Here is a 10484-nt window from a genome sequence, read left to right as displayed (position 1 = left end):
AAGCCCCCGCCCCCACCGCCTTCCCCACCCCTACTCCCGCCCCCCGCCCGCGACCCGCCCCTCACCCCACCTCATCCCGCCCCACTCCCTCCGCCCCGCCCATGCCCCCGGCTCCGCCCGCCCACGCCCCCGGCCCCACCTAGTCCCGCCCCCGCAGCGCCCCCCGCTTCCCCTCACCCCTCCGGCTGGGCCGCCTTCGTCAGTTCGCCCTCGATGACCGTGACCGCGTTGCCGGTCAGCAGTGTCCGCTCGCCGCGGAGCGCCGTGTGGATGAAGCCGGTGCGGCCGGCGCCCTGCAGCCCGGTCAGCTCGTTCCGGCCGAGTCGCTCCGACCAGAACGGCGCGAGCGCCGTGTGCGCACTCCCCGTCACCGGGTCCTCGGCGATGCCGACGCCGGGGAAGAAGCACCGCGTCGCGAAGTCATAGCCGCAGTCCGGGTTCTCGGCCCGCGCGGTCGCGATCACGCCCCGGTCCCCGTACCGCGCCAGCGCCCCGAGGTCGGGTGACAGCTCGCGTACGGTCTTCTCGTCCGCGACCTCCACGAGCAGATCGCCCACCTGCGGGCCCGTCTCGTACGTCGCGACCGGCTCGGTACCGAGCGCAGCGGCCAGCCCCTGCGGCACCGGAACGGCCGTGAGCGGGGCGGTCGGGAAGTCCATGCTGATCGAGCCGTCGTCCGAAGCCGTGGTGGTGAGCACGCCACTGCGGGTCGCGAAGCGGACCGTGCCGGTGGCGGTTCCGGCGGAGTGCAGGACGTGCGCGGTGGCGAGCGTGGCATGGCCGCACATGTCGACCTCGGTGGCCGGGGTGAGCCAGCGCAGCGCCCAGTCGGCGTCGTCGCTGTCCGGCAGCGGCAGCGCGAACGCGGTTTCCGAGAGGTTCACCTGCGCCGCGAGCCGCTGCAGCCAGGACTGCTCGGGGTACGAAGGGCCGTCCAGCACGACGACACCGGCCGGGTTGCCGCCGAAGGGGTCGGTGGTGAAGGCATTGACGATTCGGATCTTCATGGCTTGAGCGTAAGCAGCCGTGTGCGCCAACGCCGAGGGCCAATCAGAAGAAATTGGCCTGCAAGGATCCTTATTGGCCTGCCTCGCGCCTCGGTCGGCTCCCGAATGTGGCCAGTCGTAGAGGCCACTCGAGATGTTCCTGTCTCGGTGAAGGGTGATGGCCGGCTGAGTGATTCTCAACGAAGTGCGAGTGGCTCCCTGTAGTGCCCAGGCGGGCGATCAGAGGCTCTTAGTGACCCAGGCCCTCGTACGCCGAGTTGAGGAGGGTGCTCGCGTTGGCGTCGTTGTCCAGGAGCTTCTCTGCAGGGCCGCCGGGGGAGAGGACGTGATTCACCGGGTCGTTGACCAAGTCGGTAGAGGCAAGGTTCGCGACGTCGGAGACGCCCGCGCCGGCGTCGACTCCGTCGGCCATGGCGGCAGGTGCGGCGATGCCGGTGAGGGCGAGGCCGGTGAAGACGGCGGCGAGGCGGGCACGGGTGCGCATGGAACATCCCTTGGGTCGGTGCGTGTCGGTCACAGGGGAAACGATCTTCCGGGGTGCCAGTGGCGGGTGGACCCCTGTCGATCACCCGATAGAGCGTTCGGAGCGGCCGAGGGGAGCGCCCCAAGAGGGCCAGACGTTCACGGCCTCGCCGGGCTCGGTTTCGACCGGTGTGATGCTGGCGCCCTCGCGGGCGCCGTGAACAAGTGGCCCCTGACTCACTACAACAGGGCGCTGACCTGACTCACTGCAACAGGGCGCTGACCGGGTCGCTCACCCTTTGGGCGAGACGAACTGTGATCCGTCGGTCTTCGGTGAGATTCGCTCAAGGTTCGGGTTCGGTGCGACAGGGCGCGAGAGAGCCCCACTCGGCTCTTGTCGGCCGAACAGTTCCGATATATCGTTGAGGCATCGTGACAGATCAACGATAGGAGTGACCCATCATGCGTACACATGGACACGAACAACACTGGGGCCACGGCCGTCGAGGCGGCGGCCGTGGCGAGTACGAGGGGCTGCGTTCCGCCTTCGGGCCGTTCGGGCCGCCCTTCGGCGGGCCTCCGTTCGGCGGTGGCCGGGGCCGTGGCGGACCGCGCGGCCGGGCGCGGCGCGGTGATGTGCGCGCCTCGATCCTGGCGCTGCTCAAGGACCGTCCGATGCACGGTTACGAGATGATCCAGGAGATCGCCGAGCGCAGCGGCGGTGCGTGGAAGCCGAGCCCCGGCTCGGTGTACCCGACCCTGCAGCTGCTCGAGGACGAGGGGCTTATCGTCAGTCGGAGCGAGGGCGGCAAGAAGCTGTTCGAGCTCACCGACGAGGGGCGCGCGGAAGCGGAGAACGGCTCGGACGCGCCCTGGGAGGACGCCGGTCGCGGCGTCGACTGGGAGGCGCTGAGCGAGATCCGCAAGGCCGGCGGCGGTCTGGCCGAAGCGTTCCGCCAGGTGTGGGCGACCGGCACGCCCGAGCAGCGCGAGAAGGCGATCGCGGTGGTCAACCGGGCGCGGAAGGACCTTTACCTCATCCTCGCCGAGGATGAGTGAGGGAAGCAGCCGCATGCGTCGCCTGCGCGTGCGCATGCATGGCCGAGGGCCGTGGTCGGGATGACAGTCGACCACGGCCCTCTTGCGTACGACGTGTCAGCCGCCCCCTCGTGCGGTCAGCCGGTCAGCCGGTCAGCTGGTCGGCCGACCGGCCGGTCAGCCGACCAGCCCCGCGAGCTTGCCGAGTGACTCGTCGAGTGCCGACTTCGCCGAGTCCTTGAGCTTGCCGGCCATCAGCGCCACGGCTGCGCCGGTGAACGAGCCGTCGATCCGTACGGTCGTCGCTCCTGCGGCGGAGGTGTCGTCCTCCTCGCCGACGGCGGTCGCGGCGCCGCCGGCGTTCGCCCCTCCTTCCGGCGTGAGCGCGTACCGCATACGAAGGCTGACGCCCATCGGGCCCTTGCCCTGAATGTCGAGGAGCCGTCCGGGCTCCAGGGCCTGTACCGTCCAGGTCACCTCGGCCGGGAAGCTCATGAGCTTCATGTTCTCCGCATAGCTGGCTCCTGGTTCCAGCGTCGCCGGGCCGCCTTCCGGGAAGCTCGTGTGCGTGGCGTTCCACTGGCCGTAACTGTCGAAATCGGTCAGGTAGCGCCATATCTTGTCCGGTGGTGCGGCGATACGAGCCTGGGCGGTGACGTCGGCCATGTGGGCACCCCTTGGCGCTCGGACTCCGGTGGTGCCGCGGAAGGTAACCGCTGGTATCGCAAGGTTCAATACTGATGGCCCGTCAGGTACCGCGCGGGGCGCATCGGTGTGCGGCGGGGCGTGTGCACGGCCCTGGACCCCCGCTCACGTGCCGGGCATATCCTCCGTAGGGATGAGATTTCCATTGTGGGCACCCACCCATGGTGGGATGCGCAAATGCTCCCTGCCGGGGATGTTCCGGTAGCAAGAGGCTGGTGGGGTGGGTTCTGTGCAAAACCGTACTGCGTACAACGGCGGAGTGGGTCCGTCCCCGGAGGACCTCGACGCTTGTCTGACGACCGAGCTCGCCTCGGTGCTCTCGGCTGCCCGCAGGCGGGCCACGCGCGATGGTGACCGGCAGGTGGACACCGCCCACCTCCTGCACGGTCTTCTCGAATCCGACCCGGCCGTACGCGAGATGGTCGACCCCGAAGGCGGCAAGGTCGCGCGGCTGCTGGGCTACCTCGTACAGCGCAGTATCGGTTTCGGCCTGCGGTGGCACGGCACGGTGGAGGACTCCGGAGCCGTGCCGATGGTCACCGAGGGCGGGTCGCCGGGCTGGTCGCCCGCCGCGGCGGCCGCCATGGACGGCGCACTGGACCGCGCGCACGCCCGTTACGCCGTCCGCGCCGAGTGCCTCGACCTCCTGGCCGCTCTCGTCGACGACTCCGAATGCCGCGCCGTCGAAATCCTCCGCCGCGCCGCTGTGGACACGACGCTGCTCGCGGCGCGGCTGGACCGGCAGACCCAGGAACCGGTGGCGGACGAGCTGTAATACCGCCGCCCCGGTATCCCACCGTCCCGCGTCCGGCTGCCCCGGCACCCCACCGTCACGCCGTCCCTTGCATTCACCCCGCAGGTCGTCGGCGATCGATCGCCGTGCGTCCGCACCGTAAGCGGCGAATGCCCCTCCTGACGCATGTTGTGACAGGGGTATCGGTGGTGACGCTGCTGACCTCCCCTGTCATGATGTCCGGATGCACGCGACTTCGGGGACGGAAACGAGCCAGAGTGGCCGGGCGAGGGGCTTCGGCCTCGGTCTCGCCCTCCTGTCGGCGTTGGCCTTCGGGGGATCGGGAGTGGTCGCGAAACCGCTGATCGAAGCCGGTCTGGCACCTCTCCACGTCACCTGGTTGCGCAGCGCCGGCGCCGCGCTCGTCATGCTGCCCGTCGCCTGGCGCCACCGGAACCTATTGTTCCGTCGCCCCGCGCTGCTCGTGGGCTTCGGCCTGCTCGCCGTCGCAGGCGTACAGGCCTGCTACTTCGCCGCCCTCTCCCGCATCCCGGTCGGCGTCGCGCTGCTCATCGAGTACCTCGCTCCGGCCCTGGTCCTCGGCTGGGTACGGTTGGTGCAGCGCCGACCTGTCAGCCGCGCCGCCGCGGTCGGGGCCGTCCTCGCCGTCGGCGGCCTCGCCTGTGTCGTCGAGGTATGGGCGGGCCTGAGCTTCGACGTCCTTGGGCTGGCCCTCGCCCTGGGGGCGGCCTGCTGCCAGGTGGGGTACTTCGTGCTGTCCGACCACGGCGGTGACGACGAGGAGGCCACGAACCCACTCGGCGTGATCGCGTACGGACTGCTCTTCGGCGCGCTCCTGCTGACGCTGGTCGCACGCCCCTGGAACATGGACTGGTCGGTACTCGGCGGCAGCGCGGACATGGACGGCACGTCCGTACCTGCCGTACTGCTCCTCGCCTGGCTCGTGCTGATGGCGACGGTGCTCGCCTACCTCACCGGCGTGATCTCCATCCGCCGGCTGTCGCCGCAGGTCGCGGGCGTCGTTGCGTGCCTGGAGGCGGTGATCGCGACCGTGCTGGCCTGGGTGCTGCTCGGCGAGCACCTGTCCGCGCCGCAGATCATCGGCGGCGCGGTGGTGCTGATCGGTGCGTTCATCGCGCAGTCGAGCACGCCCAAGGCGCCCAGGGACGTGGCCTCGCACTCGGGTGGCGACACGCTTGCGGAGACCGCGCTGCCGACCGGGTCGACCGGTACGTGAGTCGACCGGTACGTGAGGCTTCGCCCCCCCGGAGCCGTGACTGCGTAAGACGCTGATCGCCCGGACCAGGGCGCCGACAGACCTGCGAGCCTTTCACGGGCCCGCGAAGGGTCAGCCGCGGTGGGCCGTCAATCCCGGTCGGCCGGCATGCGGCGCAACTGATGGGCGCGGGCCGCGGCGTCTCCGGGGCCGTCGCGCTCGGCCAGTCTTCGGGCGATGCGTTCCTGTACCTCCCTGCTCTTGTTTCCGGCGTACTTGAACTTGGCCCGCACCTCCGTCACCTCCAGGCGCAGCCCCCGGATGCCCGAGAGCATGCGGCCGTACGGCGGGCCGTCGGCCGTGACCGGCGCGGAGCCGCCGGCGGGCTGGAAGTGCGCCATCTGGCGCTCCAGCAGCTCGGCCTTCTCCTCGGGGCCGTCCACGAGGTGCGCCGTGCAGCGCAGCTGGACCGCGGCGTAGAAGCTCGTGGGCACGCCGTGCTCGGGCGGTACGTCCACGGCGGCCTGCCAGGGGCCGGGGATGAAGGTGTAGTCGTCGACCACGCTGAGGAGCACGGACCGGTCGGCCTCCAGCGCGCGCCACAAGGGGTTCGGGCGCGCCAGGTGGGTGACGACCTCGCGCCGGTCGGCGTCGTACGCGAAGTGCACGGGCTGCACCCATGGCGGGTCGCCGGGCAGGCCGTTGCCCGCGAGCTGGCCGAAGTCGTGTGCGGCCAGCCACTGCTGCCATTCGGTGTCGTCGGACGGTGCGTCCCAGGGGTGGATGAGCATGTCCGGCCTCAGAGGTTCTGCAGGTAGGCCGGCACGGCGATGCCGGGGGCCAGGTCGTCCGAGGGTATGGGCGCACCGTACACCGGGGTCACGGGAACGACGCCGCTCCAGTGGGGCAGCGAGAGGTCTTCGGGCTCGTCGTTCGGCCCGCCGGTGCGCATCTTGGCGGAGACCTCCGTCAGGTCGAGCCGGATGACGGCCGTGGCGGCCAGCTCCTTGGCGTTGCCGGGGCGGGAGTCGGCGGCGCGGCCGGGCAGGACGTGGTCCACCAGCGCGTCGAGCGCGGCGGTCTTCTCCTCGGGATCGGTGACCTGGTGGGCGGTGCCGTGGATCACGACGCTGCGGTAGTTGATGGAGTGGTGGAACGCCGAGCGGGCGAGGACCAGGCCGTCGACGTGGGTGACGGTCACGCACACGGCCAGGCCCGGGTCCGTGCCGCCGGCCATCCGCAGCGGCCGCGAGCCGGTGGAGCCGTGGAGGTAGAGGCGGTTGCCGACCCTGCCGTAGAGAGTGGGGAGCACGACCGGGGCGCCGTCGCGGACGAAGCCGAGGTGGCAGACGTAGCCGGTGTCGAGGATGGAGTGGACGGTCTCGTGGTCGTACGCGGCACGGTCGGCGGACCGGGTCGGGGCGGTGCGCTCACTTCGCGCGTACGCGTCGGGGGACTCCGCGCCGGCTTCGGTCGTTGTGGGGGATACCAGCTCAGACATCTTGCGAACTCCATTGCACTAGTGCATACTCATGTTTGTGCTAGGAGAGTATCGGATCGAAGGGCGGCGCGCATCGGAAATTGCCGCCAGCGTCGAGCGAGCCATCGGTGCGGGCGAGCTCCAGCCAGGCGAACTCCTCCCGCCCATGCGGGAGTTGGCCGTCTATCTAGAGGTCAATCCCAATACGGTCGCGTCCGCGTACCGGACGCTGCGCGACCGTGGAGTGGTCGAGACCGGCGGGCGGCGTGGCACCCGGGTGCGGCCGCGGCCGACCAGTACGCCGCGCGAGGCCCTGCGGGTCGACGTCCCTCCGGGCGTGCGGGACGTGTCCGACGGCAATCCCGACCGCGAGCTGCTTCCGGACCTCGGTCCGGCGCTCGCCGCGGCGGCCGAGCGAGCCGCTGCCCGGCCCACGCTGTACGGCGCTCCGCTGATCGAGGAGGAGCTGGCCGGCCGGGCGCGGGCCGACTTCGACGCCGACGGCGTCCCGGCCGGCCCGGTCGCCGTCACCTCCGGCTCGCTCGACGCCATCGAGCGCGTCCTCGCCGCGCATCTCCGGCCAGGCGACGCGGTGGCGATAGAGGACCCGGGCTGGGGCAGCCTGCTGGACCTCATCCCGGCGCTCGGGCTGCGGCCCGTTCCCGTGGGACTGGATGAGGAAGGGCCGCTGCCGACCGAGTTGGAACGTGCGCTGGCGCTCGGCGTACGGGCGGCGATCGTGACGGACCGGGCGCAGAACCCGACGGGGGCGGCGGTGAGCGCGGCGCGCGCCGAGGAGCTGCGGTCGCTGCTGGCGGAGTACCCGACCGTGCTGCTGGTCGAGGACGACCACGGCCATCGCATCGTCGACCTCCCGCTGCATCCGCTGGCGGGCGTGACGGACCACTGGGTGCTGGTCCGGTCGGCGGCCAAGGCGTACGGCCCGGACCTGCGCCTGGCGGTCCTCACGGGGGACGCGGTCACGGTCGACCGGGTGGGTGGACGGCAGCGCCTGGGGCCCGGCTGGGTCAGCCACCTGCTGCAGGACACGGTGATCCATCTCTGGCAGACGGAGGCCGTGGACCCGGTGGCGGTCGCCGGATCCTACGGGCATCGCCGGGACGAGCTGATACGGGCCCTGGCCGAGCGTGGCGTCCAGGCGCAGGGCCGGAGCGGGATGAACGTATGGGTCCCGGTCCCGGACGAGACGGGCGCGGTGTCGCGACTGCTGCACGCGGGGTGGGCGGTGGCCCCGGGGGCGCGGTTCCGGATGGACTCGCCACCCGGCATACGCATCACGGTGTCCACCCTCTCCGAGGAGGACATCGAGCCACTCGCCTCGGCCGTCGCCGCGGCCTGCCTACCGGGGAAGGCCCGCCGGTACGACTGACCCGCCGGGTGACCCGCCGGGCGGGTGCCCGACGGTCGGGCTGACCACCGCTATGGGGGCCCGGTGCGGGTGTCAGGCGGTTGGACTGACCGCCGGTACGGGGCCCCGGTGCGGGTGGTCCGGCGGTAGGGGGGTCGCCGGGCCCAGGAGCGGCGGCCGGCGGGCAGGGCGGGGCGTGGCTCCAGCGATCGCCGCGGCAGTCCTGGGTAGCGGGCGCGACCGGTGGCTGCTTCTCGGGTCGCGGGGCGGCTACTTCCCGGGCTGCCGGGAGGGTGGCCCCGGCGCGTACTGCACCGGGACCCGGTGCTCCGACCCTCGGTGACCGGGACCCGGTGCTCCGACGCTCGGTGCCCCGGACTCGGTGATCCAGCCTCGGTGCCCCGGACCCGGCGATCCAGCCCCGGTACTCCGATGCTCGGTGACCTGGACCCGGTGCCCCGGACCCGGCGATCCAGCCCCGGTACTCCGATGCTCGGTGACCTGGACCCGGTGACCCAGACCCAGTGATCCGATGTCCGGTGACCCGGCCCGGCAACCCAGGTCCGGCACCCCGGGTCCGGCACCCCGGGCCCGGTGCCCCAGTGGCCTGGTGAAACCGGCGGCTCGGTGAACAGGCGCCCCGGTGGTCCGGCGCCCCAGCGGTCCGGCGCCCCGGTGGTCCAGTGATCCGCCGGCCCGGCGCCCCAGTGGTCCGGTGGTCCGGTGGTCCAGTTCCTCCGTGCGGTCAGGAGCGGGGTTGGCGGGGGGAGCGCGGGCGGCTCTGGGTGAGGGCGGCGCCGGCCAGGACGATGAGCGCGCCGACCGGCGTGTTCCAGCTGAGGTCTTCGCCCAGCACGGCAACGCCGGCGGCGGTGGCGATGACCGGGACGAAGTACGTGACCATCTGCGCGGTGGTGGGGCCGACCTCTCCCACCAGCCCGTACTGAAGGAGGAAGGCCAAGCCGGTGCCGAGGGCGCCGAGGGCGATGATCGCGAGCAACGGGACGACGGGGAACGACGTCGGGAGGGAGGTGAAGAGCGGGGTCACCACGGCCAGTTGCAGCGTGGCCAGCAGCAGTTGGGCGCTGGACATCGAGAGGCTGGAGTGCTTGCTGCTGGCGAGGGTGCGGCGGACGTAAATCCAGCCGATCGGGTAGCAGAGCGCGGCGCTCAGGGCCATGAGCGTGCCCAGCGGGTCGGTGCCGGAGAAGCCCTGCCAGGCACCGAGGACGGTCAGTACCCCGATGAACCCGAGGCCCAGGCCCGCGACGCGGCGGCGGGTGGGGCGGTCCTCGGAGAGCGCCACGACGGACAGGACCATGCCCCACAGCGGGGAGGTGGCGTTGCAGATACCGGCCAGAGTGGAGGGGATGGTCAGCTCGGAGTACGCGAAGAGCGAGAAGGGGAGGGCGTTGAGGAACAGGGCGGCCACCGCCAGGTGTCCCCAGGTGCGCAGGTCGCGGGGCAACCGCTCCCGCTTGGCGACGAGTACGGCGACCAGTACCGCCGCACCGAAGACCATGCGGCCGAGCGTGACTTGCAGCGGGGCGTACCCCTGGGTGCCGACCTTGATGAAGAGGAAGCTGAAACCCCAGATCAGCGACAGTACGGCGAACCGGACGCGCCAGTCGAGAGGTGAGCGCGGGGCGGCCGTTTCACCTCCGCGGGAGCGGGGTGGGGCGGAAGCGGAGGGAGTGGCCGGGGCAGGGGCCGGATCCGACGGGGAGAGGGACGAGGAGGTGGCGGCGGTGCTCATGACGTCTACGATCGCGCTGGCCCATCGCGTAGCACAAGTGAGATTTCGTGGGCAGTACCGCGTAGCATCGCTTATATGTTGAACATGGAGCGGCTGCGGACGCTCAGCGCCGTGGCGCGGCACGGTTCGGTGCGGGCGGCGGCCGAGGGGCTGCACGTCACCACCTCGGCCGTCTCGCAGCAACTGGCCAAGCTGGAACGGGAGACGGGACAGCAACTGCTGGCCAAGAACGGGCGGGGCGTACGGCTGACCGACGCCGGGCGGCTGCTCGCCGGCCACGCGGCACGCATCCTCTCCCAGGTCGAGCTGGCCGAGGCCGAGCTGGAGGCGCACCGCGGGCAGGCGGTGGGGGAGCTGCGGATGGGGGCGTTCCCCACGGCGGCGCGCGGACTGTTTCCCGGCGCCCTCGCCGCGCTGCTCGTCGATCACCCGCAGCTGCGGGCGCGGCTGTGGGAGATGGAGCCGGGCGATTCGGTGCGTGCGGTGGTAGGCGGGGACATCGACCTCGGGGTCGTACTGGACTGGTACAACCGGCCGTTGTCGCTCCCGGAGGGGCTGGCGAAGGCGCCGCTGCTGGACGATCCGGCGGATGTGGCGATGCCGTCGGACCATCCGCTGGCGGGGCGGCGGACGGTGGAGCTGGAGGACTTCGCGGACGATGCGTGGATCTCCTGGCCGCAGGGGGAGTTCTGCCACG

At 71.7% G+C, this 10484-nt stretch carries 11 protein-coding genes; 5 read left to right on the top strand and 6 right to left on the bottom strand.

The genetic code is table 11. The annotated features are described in order from the left end of the window. Positions 1-173: 173 nt before the first annotated feature. On the bottom strand, positions 174-1007 hold the full coding sequence (locus C3486_RS35145; protein WP_103836926.1) for a PhzF family phenazine biosynthesis protein: 834 nt from the start codon (positions 1005-1007) through the stop codon (positions 174-176). A gap of 229 nt (positions 1008-1236) precedes the next feature. After that, a complete protein-coding gene (locus tag C3486_RS35140; protein WP_103836925.1) occupies positions 1237-1491 on the bottom strand; it encodes a hypothetical protein in 255 nt (84 codons plus the stop codon). A 440-nt stretch (positions 1492-1931) separates the two neighbouring features. On the opposite strand from C3486_RS35140, the gene C3486_RS35135 reads away from it, so the two are divergent. Further along, positions 1932-2528: a PadR family transcriptional regulator gene (locus C3486_RS35135; protein WP_103836924.1), complete on the top strand. Its 597-nt coding sequence runs from the start codon at positions 1932-1934 to the stop codon at positions 2526-2528. Between the two features lie 156 nt (positions 2529-2684). Here the strand turns inward: C3486_RS35135 and C3486_RS35130 are convergent, their stop codons facing one another. Continuing rightward, the gene (locus tag C3486_RS35130) at positions 2685-3173 is read right to left on the bottom strand and encodes an SRPBCC family protein (protein WP_103836923.1); all 489 of its coding nucleotides are present in this window, start codon (positions 3171-3173) and stop codon (positions 2685-2687) included. Positions 3174-3441: 268 nt separating this feature from the next. Between C3486_RS35130 and C3486_RS35125 the strand changes: the two genes are divergently transcribed. Beyond that, positions 3442-3987 carry a Clp protease N-terminal domain-containing protein gene (locus C3486_RS35125; protein WP_103836922.1) on the top strand — a complete coding sequence of 182 codons (546 nt, stop codon included), beginning with the start codon at positions 3442-3444 and terminating at the stop codon, positions 3985-3987. A 202-nt stretch (positions 3988-4189) separates the two neighbouring features. Further along, entirely contained in the window at positions 4190-5203 is a 1014-nt protein-coding gene (locus C3486_RS35120; protein WP_103836921.1) for a DMT family transporter, read from the top strand. Positions 5204-5331: 128 nt separating this feature from the next. On the opposite strand, the gene C3486_RS35115 is transcribed toward C3486_RS35120, so the two are convergent. Next, the gene (locus C3486_RS35115) at positions 5332-5973 is read right to left on the bottom strand and encodes an FMN-binding negative transcriptional regulator (RefSeq protein WP_103836920.1); all 642 of its coding nucleotides are present in this window, start codon (positions 5971-5973) and stop codon (positions 5332-5334) included. A gap of 8 nt (positions 5974-5981) precedes the next feature. Next, entirely contained in the window at positions 5982-6683 is a 702-nt protein-coding gene (locus C3486_RS35110; protein WP_103836919.1) for a pyridoxamine 5'-phosphate oxidase family protein, read from the bottom strand. Between the two features lie 37 nt (positions 6684-6720). Between C3486_RS35110 and C3486_RS35105 the strand changes: the two genes are divergently transcribed. Then, the gene (locus C3486_RS35105; protein WP_103836918.1) at positions 6721-8052 is read left to right on the top strand and encodes an aminotransferase class I/II-fold pyridoxal phosphate-dependent enzyme; all 1332 of its coding nucleotides are present in this window, start codon (positions 6721-6723) and stop codon (positions 8050-8052) included. Positions 8053-8776: 724 nt separating this feature from the next. Here the strand turns inward: C3486_RS35105 and C3486_RS35095 are convergent. After that, positions 8777-9787 (bottom strand): DMT family transporter, encoded by a 1011-nt coding sequence (locus C3486_RS35095; RefSeq protein WP_103836917.1) that lies wholly within the window; start codon positions 9785-9787, stop codon positions 8777-8779. Between the two features lie 75 nt (positions 9788-9862). Between C3486_RS35095 and C3486_RS35090 the strand changes: the two genes are divergently transcribed. Next, positions 9863-10484, top strand: a 622-nt coding sequence (locus C3486_RS35090; RefSeq protein ID WP_103836916.1) for a LysR family transcriptional regulator, incomplete at its 3' end; no start/stop codon positions are given.

The organism is Streptomyces sp. Ru73, assembly GCF_002920575.1.
Classification (GTDB): Bacteria; Actinomycetota; Actinomycetes; order Streptomycetales; family Streptomycetaceae; genus Streptomyces.
Note: the sequence above shows the minus strand (reverse complement) of the source record. Positions and strands in the feature narration are given on the sequence as shown.

What these genes read in the sequence shown, in the direction of transcription:
- C3486_RS35145 (WP_103836926.1), bottom strand. Translation starts at nt 1,007, where the DNA reads ATGAAGATCCGAATCGTCAATGCCTTCACCACCGACCCCTTCGGCGGC.
- C3486_RS35140 (WP_103836925.1), bottom strand. Translation starts at nt 1,491, where the DNA reads ATGCGCACCCGTGCCCGCCTCGCCGCCGTCTTCACCGGCCTCGCCCTC.
- C3486_RS35135 (WP_103836924.1), top strand. Translation starts at nt 1,932, where the DNA reads ATGCGTACACATGGACACGAACAACACTGGGGCCACGGCCGTCGAGGC.
- C3486_RS35130 (WP_103836923.1), bottom strand. Translation starts at nt 3,173, where the DNA reads ATGGCCGACGTCACCGCCCAGGCTCGTATCGCCGCACCACCGGACAAG.
- C3486_RS35120 (WP_103836921.1), top strand. Translation starts at nt 4,190, where the DNA reads ATGCACGCGACTTCGGGGACGGAAACGAGCCAGAGTGGCCGGGCGAGG.
- C3486_RS35115 (WP_103836920.1), bottom strand. Translation starts at nt 5,973, where the DNA reads ATGCTCATCCACCCCTGGGACGCACCGTCCGACGACACCGAATGGCAG.
- C3486_RS35110 (WP_103836919.1), bottom strand. Translation starts at nt 6,683, where the DNA reads ATGTCTGAGCTGGTATCCCCCACAACGACCGAAGCCGGCGCGGAGTCC.
- C3486_RS35095 (WP_103836917.1), bottom strand. Translation starts at nt 9,787, where the DNA reads ATGAGCACCGCCGCCACCTCCTCGTCCCTCTCCCCGTCGGATCCGGCC.